The sequence below is a fragment of the Microbacterium sp. 22195 genome (assembly GCF_052056515.1).
Taxonomy (GTDB): Bacteria; Actinomycetota; Actinomycetes; order Actinomycetales; family Microbacteriaceae; genus Microbacterium.
The window spans coordinates 82263-103304 of record NZ_JBQEPE010000008.1 but is presented as its reverse complement, the minus strand read 5'-3'; the positions used below and the strand labels follow the sequence as shown (position 1 = coordinate 103304).

Sequence of the window (21042 nt, the reverse complement as noted above, 5' to 3'; positions counted from 1 at the left end):
GATAGGACATGAGCGTGGTGGACGCAGCGCAGCCGACGGCTGCGAAGAAGAAGAGCGACAGCCGATTCTGGTGGTACCTGCTGAGGCGGGTCGGCCAGGGTCTGATCGTGATCCTGCTCGTGACACTGATCGTGTTCGCGCTGCTCCACCTCGCCATGCCCGACGGGCCGGCCACCGGCATCCTGGGGATGCAGGCGACCCAGGCCCAGATCGACGCCTTCAACAAGGCGCACGGCTTCGACCTGCCCGTCTGGCAGCAGTACCTCAACTTCCTCGGGCAGATCGCGACGGGAGACCTGGGCGACTCGTTCAAGCTGAACCGGCCGGTCTCCGACGCCATCGCGCAGCGCCTGCCGAAGACGCTGATCCTCGCGCTCATCTCGATGCTGGTGGCACTGATCATCGCGATCCCGATGGGCATCTTCCAGGCGGTGCGCCGCGGCCGGACGTCGGACTACGTGCTGACCACGTGGAACTTCATCGTCTACTCGACGCCGTCGTTCTTCCTCGGGCTCATCCTCGTGATCGTGTTCTCGCAGTCGCTGCGGATCCTGCCTGCGCAGGCTCCGCAGGGCGAGAGCGTCGCCGCCGTCCTGGCGAACCCCGGCGGACTCGTGCTCCCCGTCCTCACCGCCGCGCTCAGCATCATCGCGACCTTCTCGCGCTACATGCGCTCGTCGACCATCGACAACCTCTCCGAGGACTACGTGCGCACCGCCCGAGCCAAGGGCACGCCGGTCGCCGTGGTCGTCGCGCGCCACGTGGTGCGCAACTCCCTCACGCCGGTCATCGCGATGCTCGGCTACTACCTGCCGGTGATGTTCGGCGGCATGATCGTCGTCGAATCCCTCTTCAACTACCCGGGCATGGGCCTGCTGTTCTGGACCTCGGCGCAGACGTCCGACTATCCGGTGCTGCTGGGCTGCATCCTGATCATCGCCGTCGCGACCGTCATCGGCTCCCTGCTGGCCGACATCATCCAGGCCCTGCTCGACCCGCGCACGCGAGAGGAGCTCTCGTGAGCACTCCCTCCCCGACCTCCACCGTGGCGCTCGCCACCCGCACGCTCAGCCCGCGCCAGCGCGGCATGCGCCGGTTCCTGCGCAACAGGCTCGCGGTCTTCGGCATCGTCACCATCGCGCTGTTCCTGCTGTTCTGCTTCGTCGGACCGCTGCTGTACCCGACCGATCAGGTGCACACCGACCTGCGCAGCACCATGCTGCCGCCCGGATCACCGGGGCATCCGCTGGGGACCGATGATGTCGGCTACGACATCCTCGGCCGTCTCATGGCCGGCGGGCAGATCTCGATCCTCATCGGCCTCGCGGCGGGCGTGCTCGCCACCGTGATCGGCACGCTGTGGGGTGCGATCGCCGGTTACGTCGGAGGCGTCGTCGACACCGTGATGATGCGCATCGTCGACGCGGCGATCGCGATCCCCGCGACCTTCCTGCTGCTGATCCTCTCGGCGGTGCTGCGCCCGAGCGTGCCCCTGATGATCTGCGTGATCGGACTCGTGTCCTGGCTCGTGCCCGCTCGTCTGGTGCGCGCCGAGTCGATCTCGCTGAAGTCCCGCGAGTATGTGCTGGCCCTGCGGGCCATGGGCGGCTCGCACTCCCGCGCGGTGCTCAAGCACGTGGTGCCGAACACGGTCGGCACGATCGTGGTGAACGCGACGTTCCAGGTCGCCGACGCGATCCTGCTGGTCGCCTATATCTCATTCCTGGGGATGGGACTGCAGAAGCCCGCGACCGACTGGGGCGCCATGCTGACCAGCGGCATGACCTACACCTACGCCGGCGCCTGGTGGCTGATCTTCCCCGCCGGCTTCTGCATCGTGCTCACCGTCTGCGCCTTCAACAGCATCGGCGACGGGCTCCGTGACTTCTTCGACGTGAAGGGGCGTGCCGCATGAGCGACGCACTGCTGTCGATCACCGGCCTGGCCGTGTCGTTCCGCACCGAGGACGGCCCGGTCGAGGCGGTCAAGGGCATCGACCTCGAGGTGACGGCGGGCGAGGTGCTCGCCCTGGTCGGCGAGTCCGGGTCCGGCAAGTCGGTCACGGCCATGGCCGTGCTCGGGCTGCTGCCCCGCACGGCATCCGTGACGGGCTCGATCCGCCTCACCGGCCGTGAGCTGCTCAGTCTGGACGAGGACGCGATGAACTCGGTCCGCGGCGGCGAGATCTCGATGGTGTTCCAGGAGCCGATGACCGCGCTCAACCCGAGCATGCGCATCGGCGACCAGATCACCGAGGCGATCCACAACCACCGCAAGACGGGCAAGGATGCCGCCTGGGCGCGCGCCGTCGAGCTGCTCGAGCGCGTCGGCATCCCCGACCCGGAGCGACGTGCGAAGAGCTACCCGCACGAGCTCTCCGGCGGGCAGCGTCAGCGCGTGGTGATCGCCATCGCGCTGGCCTGCGAACCGCAGCTGATCATCGCCGACGAGCCGACCACGGCGCTGGACGTGACGGTGCAGGCCGAGATCCTCGATCTGATCCGCGCGCTGGCGGCGGAGTCGGGCACGGCCTTCCTCCTGGTGACGCACAACATGGGCGTGGTCGCCGACATCGCCGACCGGGTCGCGGTGATGTTCCGCGGCACCATGGTCGAGGTGGGGAGCACCCGCGACGTGCTCACCGCGCCCCGTGAGGACTACACGAAGAAGCTGCTCGGCGCCGTGCCGACGCTGCCCGACGCTCCGTCGGCCGTCCGTGCGGATGCTGCGGAGCAGACGCCCGCGCCGGTGCTGGACATCGTGTCCGCGGCGGTGACGTACCGCCGCGGCGGCCGCTCGTTCAAGGCGCTCGACGGCGTCAGCCTGAGCATCGCGCCCGGCGAGATCGTCGGCCTGGTCGGCGAGTCCGGATCGGGCAAGTCGACGCTGGGGCGGGCGGCGCTGGGCCTGCTGCCGCTGTCCGACGGCACGATGACCCTCTTCGGGGAGCAGATCGGTCGCGGAGGCGTCTCGCGACGCCGGGAGCGCGAGCTGCGCGGCCGGGTCGGCGCGATCTTCCAGGATCCCGGTTCCAGCCTCGATCCGCGGATGACGGTGGGGGAGGCGATCGCCGAGCCGATGCTCGTGCAGCGTCGTCGCTTCCCGACCAGTCCTGCGCAGCGCAGGGCACGCGTGGCCGAGCTGCTCGATGCGGTGGAGCTGCCCCCCGGCTACGCCACCCGCTACCCCCATGAGCTCTCCGGAGGACAGCGCCAGCGCATCGGACTGGCCAGGGCCATCGCACTCGAGCCGGAACTGATCATCGCCGACGAGCCGACCTCGGCGCTCGACGTCTCGGTGCAGGCCGCGGTGCTGGACGTGCTGCGCGATCTGCAGCAGAAGATGCATTTCGCGTGCCTGTTCATCAGCCATGACCTCGCGGTCGTGCACGAGATCTCCGACCGCGTCGCGGTCATGCTGAAGGGCGAGATCGTCGAGACCGGCTCGGCCGACGACGTGCTGCTCTCCCCGCAGCACCCGTACAGCCGCAGGCTGCTGGGATCGGTCCCGGTGCCCGATCCCGCCAAGCAGGCGCTGCGTCGTGAAGCCAGGGCGGCGGCACTGCACGCATGACATCCCCTGCTGTCCTCGGTGTCGATGTCGGCGGATCCAGCGTGAAGGCGCTGCTCGTCGACGCCCGATCCCCTCTCTCGATCCCGCCGGAGCCGCTGTTCCGCGACCGGATGACGACTCCGCTGGCCGACCCCGTCGACGGCCTCGCCGAGATCGTTCGGCAGGTGCGGGGCGAACGCTCCCTGCAGCGCGTCGTGCTGTCGATCCCCGGCCTGGTCGACCAGGCGAACGGCGTCGTGATCCGCTCCACCAACATCCCGTCGCTGGACGGATGCCACCTCGGAGAGCGCCTGGGAGCACTGCTCGGCGTTCCCGTCGACGTGGTCAACGACGGGCACGCCGCCGCCGTCGCCGAGGCGACCTGGGGCGCCGGCGCGGGCAGCGACGACAGCTTCGTCCTGGCGCTGGGAACCGGCATCGCGGGAGCCCACGTCGTGGACGGGACCGTGGTCCCCGGAGCGCACGGATCCGCCGGCGAGCTGGGGCACATCACCGTCGAACCGGACGGCGCCCTGTGCTCCTGCGGGCGACGCGGCTGCCTCGAGACGATCATCGGCGCCCCGGCGCTGCGCACAGCCTGGAACAGTGCGGGAGGCGAGGGCGGTCCCCGCTCGCTGCTGGCCGCGTTCGGCGCAGGCGAGGCGCGCGCCCAGGGCATCGTGTTCCACGCGGCATCCGCTCTGGCGGAGGCGCTGCTCACCCTGTGCGCCCTCGTCGACCCGGGGCGGATCGTGGTCGGGGGCGGGCTCGCGCAGGCGCCGCACGCCCTGGTCACCCTGGCCGAGGGCCTCGTCGGCGAGCGGGCGACCTTCCACCGCGTGCCGCCGATCGTTCCCGCGACACTGGGCGGCTGGGCCGGCGCGAACGGCTGCGTGCTGCTGGGGCTTCAGGCGGGCTGAGCCCCGAAGCCGCTCTGCGCCCTGATCGGGGCGTTACAGCCGGTCGACGCCCGTGACGTGGATCACGGCTTCGCCGGCCTCGTCGGATGCCGCCAGGTCGACGGTCGCGGAGATGCCCCAGTCGTGATCCCCGGCGGGGTCGTCCAGGATCTGCCGCACGGTCCACTGCTCCGCGCCCTGCTCGATGAGCAGGAGGGCTGACCCGCGGGCATCCGCCCCGGTGAGGATCTCGTCGTGCTCGGCGAAGTACGCGTCGAGGGCGTCGGACCAGCCGTCGAAGGCGGGATCCAGGGCATCCAGCGACTCGAGGTCCTCGCGGGCGGCGAGCTGCACGCGACGGAACAACTCGTTGCGCACCAGGATGCGGAAGGCGCGCACGTTCGCGGTGAGCCGCTTGGGCGCGGGCGGGACGACCGGCCCTTCCTCATGGTCGACCAGCACGCCGCTCACCAGCTCGGCCCACTCGTCCAGCAGGCTCGAGTCGACCTGGCGCACCAGCTCGCCGAGCCACTCGATCAGGTCGCGCAGCTCCTCGGTCTTCAGATGCTCGGGGATCGTCTGAGAGGCCGCGCGATAGGCATCCGAGAGGTAGCGCAGCACCACGCCCTCCGACCGCGCGGTCTTGTAGAAGGCGACGTATTCCCCGAACGACATGGCACGCTCGTACATGTCGCGCACCACCGACTTGGGATGCAGCTCGAAGTCGCGGATCCACGGCTGTGCGGCGCTGAAGGTCTGGAAGGCGGCGGCGAGCAGCTCCTCGAGCGGCTTGGGCCACGTGATCTGCTCGAGCAGCTCCATGCGCTCGTCGTACTCGATTCCCTCGGCCTTCATCGCGGCGACGGCCTCGCCCCGCGCGATGAACTCCTGCTGCGAGAGGATCGCGCGCGGGTCGTCGAGGGTCGACTCGACGATCGAGATCATGTCCAGGGCGAAGGTCGCCGAGTCCGGGTCGAGCAGCTCGAACGCCGCGAGGGCGAAGGGCGACAGCGGCTGGTTGAGGGCGAAGTTCGGCTGCAGGTCGACCGTGAGCCGGATGCCCTCGGGACCGCTCTCCACCACGCCCGATTCGCGCAGCGTCCGGTAGATCCCGAGTGCTCTCAGGGCGAGGAGGCGCTGCTTCGCCCTGGGCTCGTGATTGTCGTATACCAGCGCGCGCATATTGCCGAACACGTCGCCGCCGCGCGCGATGACGTTGAGCATCATGGCGCTGGTGATCTGCATGTGCGAGGTGAGGGTCTCGGGCTCGGAGGAGATCAGCTTCTGGAACGACGGCTCGCCCCAGGACACGAACCCGTCCGGCGCCTTCTTGCGGATGATCTTGCGCTTCTTCTTCGGGTCGTCGCCGGCCTTGCGGATCGCCGCGAGGTTCTCGGTCTCGTGCTCCGGGGCCTGCGCGACGACCGTGCCCGCCGTGTCGAAGCCGGCGCGGCCAGCGCGCCCTGCGATCTGGTGGAACTCGCGGGCGTTCAGCTGCCGCATCCGCTGGCCGTCGAACTTGGTCAGCGCGGTGAGCAGCACGGTGCGGATGGGCACGTTGATGCCGACGCCGAGCGTGTCGGTGCCGCAGATCACCCGCAGCATCCCGCGTTGGGCGAGCTGCTCGACCAGACGCCGGTACTTCGGCAGCATCCCGGCGTGGTGCACGCCGATGCCGAGCCGCAGCAGCCGCGAGAGCGTCCTGCCGAACGCCGTGGTGAACCGGAACCCGCCGATGAGGTCGGCTATCGCATCGCGCTGCTCGCGTGTGGCGACCTTCGCGCTGGCGAGCGCCTGCGCGCGCTCCATCGCCGCGGCCTGCGAGAAGTGCACGATGTAGACCGGGGCGCGGTCCGTGTGCAGCAGGTCCTCGATGGTCTCGTGGATCGGCGTCGTCTCGTAGAAGAAGTGCAGCGGAACGGGCCGCTCCACGCCCGTGACCACGGCCGTCTCCCGTCCGGTGCGCCGGGTCAGATCGGATGCCAGCTCCGTGACGTCGCCGAGGGTCGCGGACATGAGCACGAACTGCGCCTGAGGGAGCGTGAGCAGCGGCACCTGCCATGCCCAGCCCCGGTCGGGGTCCCCGTAGAAGTGGAACTCGTCCATCACGACCTGGCCGACGTCGGCATCCGCACCCTCGCGCAGTGCGAGGTTCGCGAGGATCTCGGCCGTGCAGCAGACGATCGGGGCGTCGGCGTTCACCGCCGAGTCGCCGGTGACCATGCCGACGTTCGCGGCTCCGAACACGTCGACCAGGCTGAAGAACTTCTCGCTGACCAGCGCCTTGATCGGTGCCGTGTAATAGGTGCGGCGCCCCTCGGTCAGCGCGGCGAAGTGGGCGCCGATCGCGACCAGCGACTTCCCCGTGCCCGTGGGCGTGGACAGGATGAGGTTCTGACCCGAGACGATCTCGATGACCGCCTCGTCCTGCGCGGGGTACAGGCTGATGCCGGTGGACTCCGCCCACTCCACGAACGCCAGGTAGACGGCATCCGCATCGGCGCCGTTGACGGTCGTGGGATCGAGGAGGGTCACCCCTCGATCCTTTCACCCCTGCCGCGTCACCGATTCACTCGAGCTCGAGCTCGATCCTCAGGAACGCGCGCACCTCGGCGTCCTCCGGCAGGGTGATGTAGTCGCCGTCCGCGGCCTCGTCGGCGTCCTTCGAGGCCGGCCGAAGATAGCACTTTCCGGTGAAGGGACGGGTGCCTTCGGCTGTGACCGCCTCGCACTGGCCGATGATCTCGCCGTCGACGAGGGCGATGACGTCGGCCCAGGGACGCTCGAGGTCGGGAGAGAGGGAGGCCGGGATGACGAAGTCGACGGCCCCGTACTCGCGGTCGGCGGTGACCTGCGGTTCACCGATCTCGCCCGTGTAGGGCGATGCCGCGGCCGAGATCCTGGTCTGCTCGATCACGATCTCCGCGACCTCGTCGCGCTCGGCCCGCAGACTCGACGACGAGAAGACGCCCTCGCCGCCCGGCAGCAGGTCGGCGCTCCCGAGTGTGCGGTCGAGGATGCGTCCCTTCGAGTCGTACGCCGTGATGTCGTAGAAGGTCGACACGGCCTGCGTCTTGGAGGGGTTGCTCAGTGGTGCGAACAGCCGGGTCTCTCCGTCGGCCCACGGCGCGGCGACCACGGTGCCGAACTCGAGCGCCGTGTCACGGACGCTGACGGGGATGCCGTGCACCGTCTGCGGTTCGCGTGTCGCGGTCGGCGACGGCGAGGCGGACGGCCCAGGTGCCGCCGCCGGCCGCTGCCCCAGCATCCCGAACAGCAGGATGCCGGTGGTGACCGTCGAGGCCACCAGCACGACCGCGGCGATGCCCAGGGCGATGAGCAGGCCGCGCCGGAGGTCACGGGGTGCTGAGACGTTCTGCGGCGCGGTCATTGGATCGTGTCCAGGGTGTAGTAGCCGGCGACGACGGCGTCGTCCGGAAGCGTGGTGATCGGCTCCGGTTCGTCGCGTGAGGCCGGGTCGAGGGTGCAGCGGAAGTCGAATGCGCCGGATGCGGGGATGTTCTCGTAGTCCCAGCAGACGCCGAGCACCTCGTTGTCGACGGCGGCGACCAGGTACACGTGCGCGGCTCGCCCCTCGACGCCGAGCGTCGAGGTGTACTTGCCGCCGACCAGGCCGTTGTCGCCGCTGCGGGCCTCGTCGAGGACGACGGTGCCCGTGCTGCGCGGCTCCTCGTGCTTCAGGCTGGTCTGCTCGATCTTGATCGAGGCGACGTCCAGCATGTTCCCGATGGTCACGCCCGTGAAGAGCGTCACCTGCCCCGGAAGCATGTACACGCTCGAGGGCCAGCGGCTGAGAAGCACGGCATCCTCGTCGTACAGGCTCACGTCGAAGAAGACGCTGACCGCTCGCGTCTTGTCGTCGTTGCGGATCTGCGAGTACAGCGAGGTGAAGCCCTTGGCATCCGTGTCGGTCATGAAGAAATAGCCGAAGTCGATGTCGGACACGACGTCGACGGGGATGCCGTGCACCGTGCGGTCCCGGTCGACCTTCTCGGTCGGCTTGGGCGTCGGGGTCGAGCCGGGGTCCGCGGCCGCGCTGTCGTTCGTCACGGACAGGATGGCCGCAGCCGCGCCGAAGCCGAGCGTCGCGAGCAACAGCACGGCGCAGACGATGGACAGCGCCACCAGCAGGCCGTTGCCGCCCGCCCTGCGCTGCGTCGCGGCGGCGGGCGCCGCGGGCTCGGGCGCCTGGTGCGGGATCTCCGGTATCGTCATCGACTCGCCTCCTCTGGATCGGAGCATAGCGGCGGCCTGGCGCCCACGCCGATGGGGTGTTGTCCCCACTCTCCTGGAGGCTGGGTCAGGCCTTCTTCACCAGCGACGACTTCAGCAGCATCGCGCCGAAGCCGTCGACCTTGCAGTCGATGTCGTGGCCGTTCACCGGGTCGATCAGGCGGATGCCCCGCACCTTCGTGCCGGCCTTGATGCCCTGGGGTGAGCCCTTCACCTTGATGGTGGTCGTGACCACGACGGTGTCGCCGTCGGAGAGGACGTTGCCGACGGCATCCTTGACGACGGGCGCGGCATCGGTCTCGTCGGCGGACTCCGTCGCCGAGGGCGACCACTCGTGCCCGCACATCGGGCAGACGAGCAGTGCGCCCATCTCGTAGGCGTGCTCGCTGGAGCACTCGGGGCACAGCGGAAGCGCGTCGGTCATGCGACCACCATATCGCGATATGATGAATTCGTCATTCCATGCAGATGAGGAGGAGAGCGGATGCTGAGCGACCCGACCCGTCCGCTGTACGAGGTGAAGGCCGGCCTGTTCAAGGGCCTCGCGCACCCGATCCGCATCCGCATCCTGGAGGTGCTGTCGGCATCCCCCGAGGCGTCGGTGTCCGAGCTGCTCGACGACACCGGGCTGGAGGCCTCGCACGTCTCGCAGCACCTCGCCGTGCTGCGACGCAACCGGCTGGTCGTCTCCGAGCGGCGCGGCAGCCTGGTCTACTACCGGCTCGCGTATCCCGAGGTCGCCGACCTGCTGCGCGTCGCCCGCACCCTGCTCGGGGAGATCCTGCAGACCACCCAGCAGCAGCTCGTCGAGCACGACGGACTCCCCGAGATCCCGGTGCGGGCGTGACCCAGCGCGGGCTGCGGGGCCTGCTCCCGTCCCGCACCGACTACTCGGCGCTGCCGCGCACGTGGCGGGGCGATCTTCTCGCCGGCGTCACGGTCGGCATCGTCGCGCTCCCGCTGGCCCTCGCCTTCGGCGTGAGCTCGGGCGCCGGCGCGGAGAGCGGCCTGGTCACCGCGATCATCGCGGGCATCGTCGCCGCCGTCTTCGGCGGCTCGAACGTGCAGGTCTCGGGTCCGACCGGGGCGATGGTCGTGGTGCTCGCGCCCATCATGGCCGCTCAGGGCACCGGAGCCCTCGCGCTGATCTGCCTGCTCGCCGGTGTCCTGGTGCTGCTGGCAGGCATCCTGCGTCTGGGGCGCACGATCAGCTACATCCCCTGGCCGGTCATCGAGGGGTTCACCCTCGGCATCGCGGTGATCATCTTCCTGCAGCAGGTTCCGACCGCCACCGGGACGACGCCGGGAGAGAGCACGAACGCCGCCATCTCGGCGGTGCAGGCACTGCTGACGGCGTCCTGGCCGAAACTCGGCTGGTCGCTGCTGCTCGTCGCGATCGTCGTCGTGATCATGCTGGTCTCGCTCAAGCTCGCCCCGAAGTTCCCCGGCTCGCTGCTCGCGATCGTGATCGCCGGCTTCCTCGCCGCACTCCTCGGGCTGCCGGTCGACGTGATCGGTGAGCTCCCCACAGGTCTGCCGGCGCCGACGCTGCCCGACTTCTCGCACGCGGGCTCCCTGCTGGCCCCCGCCCTCGCCGTCGCCGCGCTCGCCGCGATCGAGTCGCTGCTGGCCGCACGCGTCGCCGCGAGCATCTCCGACACCGGCCCCTACGACGCCGACCGCGAGCTGGTCGGCCAGGGCCTGGCATCCATCGCCGCCGGGCTCTTCGGGGGGATGCCGGCCACCGGCGCCATCGCCCGCACCGCGGTCAGCATCCGCGCCGGCGCGCGCACCCGCCTGGCCGCCGTCGTGCACGGACTGCTGCTGCTCGCGGTGGTGCTGGTCGGGGCATCCGTGGTCTCGCACATCCCCCTCGCCGCGCTCGCGGGAGTGCTGATGGTCACGTCCTGCCGCATGATCGCGCCGTCCACGGTGCGTGCCGTGATGGGCTCCACTCGGGCGGACGCGGTCGTGTTCGTGATCACCGCGATCGTGACGGTGAGCGTCGATCTGATCTACGCCGTGCTGATCGGCCTGCTCGCCGCCGGGTTCTTCGCCCTGCGGCAGCTGGCCGGGGCCAGCGGCGTGCACCGCGAGGAGCTGCCGGGCGCGGCGCAGCCGGGCGACGAGCGGATCGCGCTGTTCCGTCTGGAGGGTGCACTGTTCTTCGGTGCGGCCGAGCGGATGCTGGAGCGCGTCACCGCGCTGCGCGACATCGAGGTCGTGCTGATCCGGATGTCGCAGCTGCAGATCCTCGACGCCACGGGAGCGCAGGTCATCACCGACATGATCGTGTCCCTGGAGCGCCGCGGGATCACGGTGCTGGTGAAGGGCATCCAGCCCCGGCATCTGAAGCTCGCCGAGCGGGTCGGCGTGCTGCGCTCGCTGCGTCACCAGAACCACCTCTTCGACGACCTGGACGCCGCCGTCGCGCACGCCAGGAGCCATGGGTTCGGGCCTCGGCCTGAGGGCCTTGGCGGGCTGCCGGGCAACCTGACCTCTCCTGGGGGTCAAGTCGATGAATCGGCTGGTGATCGCCTGTGAGCCGCGGCCAATATGTCAACTGGCTGTATGCCGTCCAGATCTGCGCCACTGAGGGGTGGGAGGGGTCTGGACATGAGGAGGGTGTGTTGAAGAAGCTCACTGCGGGTGCCGTTGCGCTCGCGACCGTGGCTGCGATGACCGTCGCCGTTGCGCCGGCCGCGATGGCTGATGCGGGCGACGGAACGATCACGCTGACGGTGGTCGAAGACGTCAATGCCAGCAGTGCGCGAGATGCCGTGGATACGCCGCTCAACGGCGTGACCGTGCGCATCGCGGATGCCGCTGGCCACACGGTCACGCGCACGACGAACGCCTCCGGTCAGGTGGTCGTGGCGGCAGGCGACGCAGGCAACACGCTTGTCGGCGGCAAGTACCGGATTGCCGTCACGAACCCGAACACGGGGCTCTACTCGGAGGCGCATGTCGTCGACGGGCACGCCGAGCCGCAGTTCGCGCCCGCCACGTCCTTCGTCGATGTCTCCGGTGGCAAGGTGGCCACGGTCTCTGTCGGCTACCTGGAACTCGCGGCCCTCGGTGCGGCGAACGCCACCATCTTCTCGGCAGTGCAGCCTGACAGCATCTGGCCGGGCGCCACCGAGAACAAGGAGATCTACTCGGTGCCGTACCGCCTCAACAAGGCACCGGTCGCGGTTACGCCCCGCGTCACCACGGGCTCGGTGTACGGCATCGGGATCGACCAGAAGGCGCAGAAGCTGTACGCCGGTGCTTACGCGAAGCGCGGTTCGGCCTATGGGCCGGGTGGCCCCGGTGCGATCTATCGGGTCGACCCGTTCACCGGCACCACCGACGTGTACGCCACCGTGGCCGACGCGGGCACCACGACGCACGACATGACCGAGACCAACCTCGCCGGCCACGCGTTGCAGGACTACTCGTTCCGCACCGCTGTCGGTCGCGAGAGCCTCGGCGATGTCGAGGTCACGCCGGACTCCAAGTTCCTACTCGCCGTGAACATGCACACCGACTCTGTGGTCGTCTATCCCGTGCAGGCGACGACGAACCCCGTGCCGGTCCAGACGCTGGCGGTCGCCCCCGTGAACTGCGCGGCCGACCAGGACTGGGCGCCCATGGGCATCGGCCTGAACGACGGCAAGGTCTACATCGGTGCCACCTGCGGTGCCACGTCGCAGGCATCCGTGATCGAGTACGCGATCTCGGCGCAGGGCATTCTGACGCCGACCGGTGTCGTGCTCTCCGGCGACCCGAAGACCGCTCCCGGACACAGCGTCGTCCCCTCGGGCAACATCCCGACGGCGGCAGAGTGCCAGAAGGTCGATTGGATGCCGTGGCGCGACGATGTGCCCCAGCCGTGCATCGACAACTCTGCGGCGGTCTCGCCGCCCGATCCTGCCGGGCAGGGCCTCGCACGGCAGTTCTCCGTGCCGCAGCCGATGCTGTCCGACCTGGAGTTCACCGAGACCGGTGGTCTGATCCTGGGCTTCCGTGACCGCGGTGGCGACCAGTACAGCTCGATGCTCTACTACGGCCAGCGCACCGCCGGCCAGCCCGCGTACTCGAACTACATCGCCACTGGCGACATCGTCGGCGTGTGCATCGACGGCTCGACGCTGAACTTCGACTGCCGGGGCAACCAGCTCCGCGGCGGCGACTTCGACGACTACGGCGGACTCCACAACGAGGCGGCATTCGGCGGAATGGTCGCCGTGCCCGGCACCAACCGGATCGTGATCAACGAGATGGATGCCACTGAGCTGTGGTCCAACGGTCTGCGTGCGTTCGACCCGGCCACCGGCAACAAGGCCGCGGGCTCGACGGGCACCGCCGACCGACTGGTCACCAACGACTTCCAGAAGGCGCAGGGCCTGGCCGACATGGAGGCGCTCGTCCTGAACGCATCCCAGCAGATCGGCAACCGCATCTGGCTGGACAGCGACGGCGACGGCATCCAGGACCCGGGCGAGCCCATTGCGGCGGGTGTGCAGGTCTCGCTGTACGACGAGGCCGGCGTGCTGGTCGCCAAGACCGAGACCGATGCCAACGGCGAGTACTGGTTCGACTCCGGCGACGGCCTGAAGCCGGCGACGAAGTACCAGGTGCGTCTGGACCGCCCTGCGGACTTCGCGGCCGGTGGCCCGCTGGCCGGCACCACGCCGACCGGTACGGCCGTCGGTGGCGACCGCGGCATCGACAGCAACGGCCGGACCGCCGATGTGTCGGGCACGCCCACCGTCGTGGCCGACATCACGACTCCGGCGGCGAACATCAATGATCACTCGATCGACTTCGGTTTCGTGCCTTCGCCGGTATCGATCGGTGACTACGTCTGGATCGACGCCGACAACGACGGCCAGCAGGATGCGGGCGAGACTCCGGTCGCCGGCGTCACTGTCACCCTGCGTGACCGCAACGGCGTCGTGGTCGCGACGACCACCACGGATGCTGACGGCTACTACGCCTTCAAGGACCTGCAGGCCAGCAGCGACTACACAGTGGTCTTCCCGACCACTGTCACGGTCGACGGCCGCAAGTACATGCTGACGCAGCCCGGCCGCGGCAACAGCAAGACCGACTCGAACGCGGCGGTCGACACGGGCAACGCCACTGTGCGCACCCCTGTGCTCGGGAGCAACCTGACCGCCCCCGGCAAGGCAGACGACCCGACGATCGACGCGGGTTACGTGTCGCTGGTCTCGGTCGGCGACTACGTGTGGATCGACGCGGACGCCGATGGCATCCAGGACGCGGGTGAGAAGCCGGTCCCCGGTGCGACGGTGAAGCTGCTGACGCCCGAGGGCGAGGTGGTCGCGACGACCACCACCGACACGAACGGGTACTACGTGTTCCCCGATCTGCGCCCGTCCACCGACTACGTGATCGAGTTCCCGACCAGCGTGGTCGTCGATGGCACGACTGTCGCGCTGACGAAGCCGGGCGCTGGTGAGGACGGCACGGTCGACTCGAACCCGGCCGTCGCGACGGGCCGTGCGCCGGTGACGACTCCGGCGGCGGGCGAGAACTCGACGGAGCCCGGCCAGGCCGACGACCCCACGATCGACGCGGGGTACATCGTGCCGCCGGTCTCGATCGGCGACTACGTCTGGATTGATGTCGACCGTGACGGTCAGCAGGATGCCGGTGAGAAGCCGGTTCCGGGCGCCACGGTGAGGCTGCTGTCGCCGGAGGGTGATGTACTGGCGACGACCAAGACGGACGAGGACGGGTACTACGCGTTCACCGATCTCGCTCCTGGTACGGAGTACGTGGTCGAGTTCCCGAAGTCGGTCACCGTCGACGGTGTGAGCCACGTGCTGACCACGCCGGCGCAGGGTGACGCCGCCACGGACTCCAACCCGGCGGTCGACACAGGCCGCGCGACGGTCACCACGCCGCTGAACGGCAGCAACTCGGGCGAGCCCGGCAAGGCCGACGTGCCGACGATCGACGCCGGCTACGTGCCGACGCTGGTGTCAGTCGGCGACTACGTGTGGATCGACGCGGACAGCGACGGCATCCAGGACGCGGGTGAGAGGCCGGTTCCCGGTGCGACGGTGCGACTGCTCACGCCGGAGGGCGACGTGGTCACCACGACCACCACCGACGCGAACGGGTACTACGTCTTCACCGACCTGCCCAACTCGACTGACTACATCATCGAGTTCCCCACCACGGTCATGGTCGACGGCACGCAGCTGCCCCTGACCTCGCCGGGCGCGGGCACCGACGGCAAGGTCGACTCGAACCCGGCCGTCGCCACCGGTCGCGCGCCGGTGACGACCCCGGCCACCGGCCAGAACTCGGCTGAGCCCGGCCAGGCCGACGACCCCACGATCGACGCGGGGTACATCGTGCCGCCGGTCTCGATCGGCGACTACGTCTGGATTGATGTCGACCGTGACGGTCAGCAGGATGCCGGTGAGAAGCCGGTTCCGGGCGCCACGGTGAGGCTGCTGTCGCCGGAGGGTGATGTACTGGCGACGACCAAGACGGACGAGGACGGGTACTACGCGTTCACCGATCTCGCTCCTGGTACGGAGTACGTGGTCGAGTTCCCGAAGTCGGTCACCGTCGACGGTGTGAGCCACGTGCTGACCACGCCGGCGCAGGGTGACGCCGCCACGGACTCCAACCCGGCGGTCGACACAGGCCGCGCGACGGTCACCACGCCGCTGAACGGCAGCAACTCGGGCGAGCCCGGCAAGGCTGGCGTCCCGACGATCGACGCCGGCTACGTGCCGACGCTGGTGTCGGTCGGCGACTACGTGTGGGTCGACGCGGACGGCGACGGCATCCAGGACGACGGTGAGAAGCCGGTCCCCGGTGCCGAGGTCAAGCTGCTGACGCCCGACGGTGACGTGGTCGCGACGACCACGACGGACGCGAACGGCTACTACGTGTTCCCGAACCTGCCCAACTCGACCGACTACGTGATCGAGTTCCCGACGACGGTGACGATCGGCGACGACCTGTACCGTCTGACGACTCCCGGCGCAGGCGGGGATGACGCTGCGGACTCGAACGCCGAGGTGGCGACCGGTCGCGCCCCGGTCACGACCCCGGCGAACGGCAGCAACTCCACCGAGCCCGGTGAGGCGGACGACCCGACGATCGATGCCGGATTCGTCCTGCAGCCGAAGCCGATCCTCGTCTCCGTGGGTGACTACGTCTGGTTCGACAAGGACCACGACGGCGTGCAGGACCCGGGCGAGAAGCCGATCGGCGGTGTGACCGTGAAGCTGTTCGACGAGAACGGCGCACTGGTGGCGACGACCAAGACCGACGAGAACGGGTACTACGCGTTCACGGATCTGAAGCCGAGCACCGAGTACACGATCGAGTTCCCGAAGAGCGTCACGGTCGACGGCAGCACGGTTCCGCTTACCTCGGCGAACCGCGGCGGCGACGATGCGCGCGACTCCGACGCGAACCCGAGCACAGGCCGCATCACGTTCGTGACGACCGCGTCCGGGACGAACTCCGCCGAGCCCGGCAAGGCCGACCTGCCGACGCTGGATGCCGGTTACGCGCCGGTCGAGCTCGCGACGACGGGCGGGGCCCTGCCCTGGACCCTCGGATCCATCGCGGCGCTGCTGCTCATGATCGGAGCAGGTCTGATGCTGGTGCGGCGTCGCCGTACGGCATCGATGGAGGAGCAGACCGGAACCGCCGGTAGCCTTCTCCAGTGACGAACGGATCGAAGAGAGCCGCCGCGATCATCGCGGCGGCTCTCGCCGTGCTCGCTTTCGCGGGCTGCAGCTCCGCGCCGGCAGAAGAGCCCGGGCTGAAGGTCGTGCACGTGCCGGCTGATGCGAGCCTCACCGATGCCGGCGGGCGTGTCGCCGACGGCGGCATCATCCTCATCTCGCCCGGCACCTATACGGAGACGCTCGACGTGCGCGCCGACGACGTGACCGTGCGGGGCGAGGACCGCAACGGCGTGATCATCGACGGCGAGCTCACCCGCGCCAACGGCGTCGTCGCGACAGGCGAGCGCGTCACAGTCGAGAACCTCACGGTGCGCGATCACCTGCAGAACGGCATCCTGATCACCGGCGCCACAGACGAGAACGGCGCCGGAGTCGCCCGCGGTCCCGACGGCTACCTGCCCGAGGACGTGCCGCCGCCCGTGCCGGGCTACCTCGTCCAGCAGGTCACCTCCACGAACAACGGCCTGTACGGCATCTACGCGTTCAACCGCACCGAGGGCGTGATCCGGGACAACCTCGCAAGCGGGGGATCGGATTCCGGCATCTATGTCGGTCAGTGCGCGCAGTGCAACGCCGTCGTCCAGGACAACGTGATCACCTTCAACGCCTCAGGGATCGAACTGGCCAACGCCTCGGCGGTCGTCGTCACCGGCAACCGCATCGTGCGCAACAGGATCGGCGTCAGCGTGCTCAGCAACTACCTCGAGGCGCACGGGCCCAGCCGGGGCGTGCAGATCGTGGGAAACCTGATCGCCGACAACAACGAGACGGCGACCCCCGTGCAGGCCGGCGGCGCGTTCGGGGTCGGCGTCGGGCTCGGCGGCACGACGGATGCCGAGGTGCGAGCGAACTCGATCATCGGCAATAAGGCTGTCGGACTGTGGATCACCTCCTCGGACGACTTCGCCCCGGTCGGCAGCCGCGTGCAGGGCAACGCGTGGAACGGCAACGCGCTGGACATCGCGATGGCGGCCAGCGAGGTCGCGCCGGGCGAGGACAACTGCTTCACTCTCACGACCGGCGTGCGCACGTCGCCGGAGGGCCTGGAAGGATGCGCGAACGCGAGCGCGCCGTTCACGCAGGAGCCCGCGCCCAAGGGCATCGTGTTCTCGAAGGTGGCGGTGCCGCCGCAGCGTCCGGGACTCGCCGATGTCGATGACACCCCACGCCGGCTGCCCCGCACGATCGAGATGCCCGATCTGGACGGCATCGTACCGCCGGCCGCCGATCTTCTTGCGGACGGGAAGTGAGCGTGCGGGGCATCTCACCGGCGCGTTCGCGCCGGTTCGTCCTGGCGGCCGTGCTGGTGGGGATGCTGAGCCTGACAGGCTGCAGCACGGGGCTGTCGGACGACGGCGAGCCCCTCACCGTGGAGCAGGCCGACACGCTCGCGCAGGTGCGCTTCCGGCTGGCGGCGCAGGGGGACGGCGTCGTGCGGGTCTCGACCGGGGCATCGGATGCCGTCGATCACGTGTCGGCGGAGCTGACCGTGGACTTCGATGACGGCATCGCCTGGGGCGATCTGAAGCGCGGGCCGGACGGCATCGCCGTCACCGAGCACGTCGCCTTCAGCGCGCGGACCTACCTGGTCGAAGGGGGCGCCGGATGGCAGGAGTCCAGTCCGCCCTCGCCGATGCTGACCGTGCTGTTCGCGCTCGGCGCGGACAGGCCAGAGAACGCGCAGCTGCTGAGGCAGTCGGACGCACGGTACCTGGGATCCGCCGAAGACGAGGGCGAAATGCTGCAGGTCTTCCGTGCGCCCAGTGCTGACGGAGAGCGGACAGACGGAGCGCGCGCCAGCACGCGGTTGTGGGTCGATGACAGGAGAGCGCTGCGTCGCATGGATGCCGGCGATGATGTCGCGCTGGTCATCCGACCCTCCGACGTCGAGCCCGCGGCGCGCATCCCCGAGGTGGACCGGATGCTCGGGGCGAGCGATGAGTGAGCAACAGACGACCGGCGGGCACACCCGCCGCGGACTGCTGCTCGCGCTCGGCGGCGCCGCGGCAGCAGGAACCGCCGGGTGGGTGCTGCGGGGATCGGCTGGCGCAGCGAACGTCGACGAGCCCGGACCCGCGCGCACGGCGTCCGCTTCTCCCGCGCCGCTGGCCGACGCGGATCAGCGGCCGGGCATCACCTTCCCCGCCGTGCCTCAGCGGCACGCGCTGGTGGAGGTGCTCGCCTTCGATCGACCCGACCCGCGCGATCTGCTGACGCGCGTGCGGGCGGCTCTCGCCGGGCTTCCGGATCTGCCTGCGGATGCCGGGATCGTGACGGTCACGTTCGGCTTCGCGCCACAGCACGCGCGCGTGCTGTGGCCGGAGCGCTCCGCTGCGGCATCCGATCTTCCCTCCTTCGTCAGTGACGCAGACGGCATGCTCTCCGGCGGTGACCTGGCCGTGCAGGTGTGCGGAGAGACCGTCGCCGGCGTGCGCGAGACCGCCTTCGCCGTGCGAGGCGCGCTGGGAGAGCCGGACGTGCGTTGGCGTCAGGCCGGCACGCGCGACGCGCCGACCGAGGACGGCACGGCGCGCACCGCCGCCGGGTTCATCGACGGCATCATCAACCCGCGCACCGCGGAGGAACTGGCAGCCGGGGTGTGGTCTGACCGGACGCGTCGGGATACGCATCTGGTGCTGCGCCGCATGCGCATCTCAGCCGACTTCGGCAGGCTGCCCGTGGCCGCGCAGGAACGCGCCGTCGGCCGTCACCGCGACACCGGTGCGCCGCTGTCCGGCGGCGGCAGTCGTGACCAGGTAGACCTGCTCGGCAAGCGGGCGGACGGCGAACTGCTCACGCCTCTGGACGCGCACGCCCGCCGTGCGAATCCGGTGAACATCGGCCGTGGTCTCATGCTGCGCCGCAGCTACAGCATCGACGGCGATGAGGGAGCCGGCCTACTGTTCGCCGCCTTCCTGTCCGACCCGTCCACCTTCACTCTCACTCAACGGCGGCTCGACGAGCGAGATGCGCTGATGGTGCACACCCGCACTGATGCCTCCGGCTGCTTCTTCGTGCCAGGGGAGCTCTGAGGGGCGCTCGAACGCTCCTCCCGAACGCGCGCGTCCGGCGGCCCATGATGGAAGCTCAGGCGTAACCGAACTGCTTGCGGGTGAGGGCGTCGAATGCGCGGTCGGGCAGGATCGTCGACAGCGCGACGGCCACGCCTGCGCCCGGGCCGATCCGGTAGCGGGTCTTCGGGCGTGCGGTGAGTGCGGCCTTCGCGATCAGCTCGGCCACGGCCTCGGGACTGGACATCTGCTTCGCCAGGGCCGGGCTGGAGAAGTACCGTCGCATCGCCGCGGCCATGCTCGCGTACGGGCCGCTCGCGGAGGCCTGCTCCAGACGCTCCATCGCCGTCTCGTGCCAATCGGTCGCCACGTAGCTCGGCTGCACCAGCGTGATCTCGATGCCGAACTGCGCGACCTCGCCCCGCAGCGAGTCGGACAGCGCTTCCAATGCGAACTTGGAGGCGTGATACCAGCCGCCCAGCGGTGCGGCGAACTCGCCGGCGAGTGACGACACGTTCACGATCCGGCCGCTTCGGGCCTGACGCATGCCGGGCAGCACGGCCTGGATCAGCCCGACGGCGCCGAGCACGTTGACCTCGAGCTGCGCCCGGGCGTCGGCCAGCGAGGTCTCCTCCACGCTGCCGAACTCGCCGTAGCCGGCGCAGTTGATCAGGATGTCGATCGGGCCGGTGGCGGATGCCGCGGCGGCGGCATCGCGGATTGAGGTCGCGTCGCTGAGGTCGAGCGCCACCGGGATCACGCCCTCGATCCGGGAGATCGCGCCCGTGCTGCGGGCGGCGCCGTGCACGGTGTGCCCCCGGGTCGCCAGTATGCCGGCGGCGCGTGCGCCGATGCCCGAGGATGCGCCGGTGATGAGGATGTTCGCCATGCCCTGCTCCTTACTGTGAATGTCGTTCACTGATGTGGGTACGTTACAGTGAACGTCATGCACAGTCAAGGTGATCGGGCGCTGCGTCAGCTCTGGGGCATCGATCCGCCCACCGTGCGCGGACCGAAGGCGCGGTGGAGCCCACTCGAGGTCGCCGACGCGGCGGTGGCCCTCGCCGACGCGATCGGACTGGAGGCGCTCTCGCTCGCCCGGGTGGCGGCGCGGCTGGAGATGACCACCACCGCGCTGTACCGATACGTCGACGACAAGGCGACGCTCATCGAGCTGATGGTGGATCGCGCCATCGGCGACGTGCCCGCGATCGACGGCGCCGACTGGCGGGACCGCTGCCGCCGGTGGGTCGAACTGCTCGCAGCGCGGTACGCGCAGCATCCGTGGCTCTCCGAGGTCTCCCCGACGGGTATGCCCACGCAGCCGCGCGCCTACGCCTGGATCGACGCTCTCGTCAGTGCGATCGATGTTGAATCCGTCGACGCGCTCAGGCTCGCGATGCTGCTGGACGGCCTGGTGCGCACCTACGCGAATCTGGAGCGCACGGTTCAGGGGGCGCCGCCGCCGTCGTGGCTGGGCGGGGAGATCGCCGACCGCTTCCCGCGGCTCGCAGGTGCCGAGAGCCAGGATGTCACGGATGCCGACGCCGAACGGCGGTTCGCCGTCGACGCGGTGCTGCGCGGACTGGGCTGAGG

Annotated in this window: 16 protein-coding genes; 11 read left to right on the top strand and 5 right to left on the bottom strand. The window is 69.7% G+C overall.

Annotated elements, in window-relative coordinates; translation table 11 throughout:
• Positions 1-8: 8 nt before the first annotated feature.
• Genes ACTJJ4_RS17655 through ACTJJ4_RS17640 form a run of 4 tightly spaced genes read left to right on the top strand, consistent with a single transcriptional unit; the run spans position 9 to position 4472 of the window.
• Positions 9-1022: an ABC transporter permease gene (locus ACTJJ4_RS17655; RefSeq protein ID WP_440944535.1), complete on the top strand. Its 1014-nt coding sequence runs from the start codon at positions 9-11 to the stop codon at positions 1020-1022.
• A complete protein-coding gene (locus tag ACTJJ4_RS17650; RefSeq protein WP_440944534.1) occupies positions 1019-1915 on the top strand; it encodes an ABC transporter permease in 897 nt (298 codons plus the stop codon). Before ACTJJ4_RS17655 ends, ACTJJ4_RS17650 begins: the two co-directional genes overlap by 4 nt.
• Complete coding sequence (locus ACTJJ4_RS17645) at positions 1912-3573, top strand: ABC transporter ATP-binding protein (protein ID WP_440944533.1); 1662 nt, start codon at positions 1912-1914, stop codon at positions 3571-3573. Before ACTJJ4_RS17650 ends, ACTJJ4_RS17645 begins: the two co-directional genes overlap by 4 nt.
• On the top strand, positions 3570-4472 hold the full coding sequence (locus ACTJJ4_RS17640; RefSeq protein ID WP_440944532.1) for an ROK family protein: 903 nt from the start codon (positions 3570-3572) through the stop codon (positions 4470-4472). Before ACTJJ4_RS17645 ends, ACTJJ4_RS17640 begins: the two co-directional genes overlap by 4 nt.
• A 33-nt stretch (positions 4473-4505) precedes the next feature.
• On the opposite strand, the gene ACTJJ4_RS17635 is transcribed toward ACTJJ4_RS17640, so the two are convergent.
• From ACTJJ4_RS17635 to ACTJJ4_RS17620, 4 genes are all read right to left on the bottom strand, one after another.
• The gene (locus tag ACTJJ4_RS17635; RefSeq protein WP_440944531.1) at positions 4506-6986 is read right to left on the bottom strand and encodes a DEAD/DEAH box helicase; all 2481 of its coding nucleotides are present in this window, start codon (positions 6984-6986) and stop codon (positions 4506-4508) included.
• Positions 6987-7020: 34 nt separating this feature from the next.
• Complete coding sequence (locus ACTJJ4_RS17630) at positions 7021-7842, bottom strand: hypothetical protein (RefSeq protein ID WP_440944530.1); 822 nt, start codon at positions 7840-7842, stop codon at positions 7021-7023.
• A complete protein-coding gene (locus ACTJJ4_RS17625) occupies positions 7839-8687 on the bottom strand; it encodes a hypothetical protein (RefSeq protein WP_440944529.1) in 849 nt (282 codons plus the stop codon). The genes ACTJJ4_RS17630 and ACTJJ4_RS17625 overlap by 4 nt, the downstream gene beginning before the upstream one ends.
• 85 nt (positions 8688-8772) lie before the next feature.
• Positions 8773-9129 (bottom strand): zinc ribbon domain-containing protein YjdM, encoded by a 357-nt coding sequence (locus ACTJJ4_RS17620; protein ID WP_440944528.1) that lies wholly within the window; start codon positions 9127-9129, stop codon positions 8773-8775.
• Positions 9130-9189: 60 nt separating this feature from the next.
• On the opposite strand from ACTJJ4_RS17620, the gene ACTJJ4_RS17615 reads away from it, so the two are divergent.
• From ACTJJ4_RS17615 to ACTJJ4_RS17590, 6 genes are all read left to right on the top strand, one after another.
• Positions 9190-9552, top strand: a complete 363-nt coding sequence (locus ACTJJ4_RS17615; RefSeq protein WP_440944527.1) for an ArsR/SmtB family transcription factor — start codon at positions 9190-9192, stop codon at positions 9550-9552.
• Positions 9549-11249, top strand: a complete 1701-nt coding sequence (locus ACTJJ4_RS17610) for a SulP family inorganic anion transporter (protein ID WP_440944526.1) — start codon at positions 9549-9551, stop codon at positions 11247-11249. The genes ACTJJ4_RS17615 and ACTJJ4_RS17610 overlap by 4 nt, the downstream gene beginning before the upstream one ends.
• Positions 11250-11335: 86 nt before the next feature.
• A complete protein-coding gene (locus ACTJJ4_RS17605; protein WP_440944525.1) occupies positions 11336-16414 on the top strand; it encodes an SdrD B-like domain-containing protein in 5079 nt (1692 codons plus the stop codon).
• Positions 16411-17685: a NosD domain-containing protein gene (locus tag ACTJJ4_RS17600; protein WP_440944524.1), complete on the top strand. Its 1275-nt coding sequence runs from the start codon at positions 16411-16413 to the stop codon at positions 17683-17685. The genes ACTJJ4_RS17605 and ACTJJ4_RS17600 overlap by 4 nt, the downstream gene beginning before the upstream one ends.
• 2 nt (positions 17686-17687) lie before the next feature.
• The gene (locus ACTJJ4_RS17595; RefSeq protein ID WP_440944523.1) at positions 17688-18380 is read left to right on the top strand and encodes a hypothetical protein; all 693 of its coding nucleotides are present in this window, start codon (positions 17688-17690) and stop codon (positions 18378-18380) included.
• Positions 18373-19467, top strand: a complete 1095-nt coding sequence (locus tag ACTJJ4_RS17590; protein ID WP_440944522.1) for a Dyp-type peroxidase — start codon at positions 18373-18375, stop codon at positions 19465-19467. The genes ACTJJ4_RS17595 and ACTJJ4_RS17590 overlap by 8 nt, the downstream gene beginning before the upstream one ends.
• A gap of 55 nt (positions 19468-19522) precedes the next feature.
• Here the strand turns inward: ACTJJ4_RS17590 and ACTJJ4_RS17585 are convergent, their stop codons facing one another.
• Complete coding sequence (locus ACTJJ4_RS17585; RefSeq protein WP_440944521.1) at positions 19523-20335, bottom strand: SDR family NAD(P)-dependent oxidoreductase; 813 nt, start codon at positions 20333-20335, stop codon at positions 19523-19525.
• Between the two features lie 57 nt (positions 20336-20392).
• Between ACTJJ4_RS17585 and ACTJJ4_RS17580 the strand changes: the two genes are divergently transcribed.
• Positions 20393-21040 (top strand): TetR/AcrR family transcriptional regulator, encoded by a 648-nt coding sequence (locus ACTJJ4_RS17580; RefSeq protein WP_440944520.1) that lies wholly within the window; start codon positions 20393-20395, stop codon positions 21038-21040.
• Positions 21041-21042: the final 2 nt, after the last annotated feature.

What these genes read in the sequence shown, in the direction of transcription:
- ACTJJ4_RS17630 (WP_440944530.1), bottom strand. Translation starts at nt 7,842, where the DNA reads ATGACCGCGCCGCAGAACGTCTCAGCACCCCGTGACCTCCGGCGCGGC.
- ACTJJ4_RS17620 (WP_440944528.1), bottom strand. Translation starts at nt 9,129, where the DNA reads ATGACCGACGCGCTTCCGCTGTGCCCCGAGTGCTCCAGCGAGCACGCC.
- ACTJJ4_RS17580 (WP_440944520.1), top strand. Translation starts at nt 20,393, where the DNA reads ATGCACAGTCAAGGTGATCGGGCGCTGCGTCAGCTCTGGGGCATCGAT.
- ACTJJ4_RS17615 (WP_440944527.1), top strand. Translation starts at nt 9,190, where the DNA reads ATGCTGAGCGACCCGACCCGTCCGCTGTACGAGGTGAAGGCCGGCCTG.
- ACTJJ4_RS17625 (WP_440944529.1), bottom strand. Translation starts at nt 8,687, where the DNA reads ATGACGATACCGGAGATCCCGCACCAGGCGCCCGAGCCCGCGGCGCCC.
- ACTJJ4_RS17640 (WP_440944532.1), top strand. Translation starts at nt 3,570, where the DNA reads ATGACATCCCCTGCTGTCCTCGGTGTCGATGTCGGCGGATCCAGCGTG.
- ACTJJ4_RS17655 (WP_440944535.1), top strand. Translation starts at nt 9, where the DNA reads ATGAGCGTGGTGGACGCAGCGCAGCCGACGGCTGCGAAGAAGAAGAGC.
- ACTJJ4_RS17585 (WP_440944521.1), bottom strand. Translation starts at nt 20,335, where the DNA reads ATGGCGAACATCCTCATCACCGGCGCATCCTCGGGCATCGGCGCACGC.
- ACTJJ4_RS17590 (WP_440944522.1), top strand. Translation starts at nt 18,373, where the DNA reads ATGAGTGAGCAACAGACGACCGGCGGGCACACCCGCCGCGGACTGCTG.
- ACTJJ4_RS17645 (WP_440944533.1), top strand. Translation starts at nt 1,912, where the DNA reads ATGAGCGACGCACTGCTGTCGATCACCGGCCTGGCCGTGTCGTTCCGC.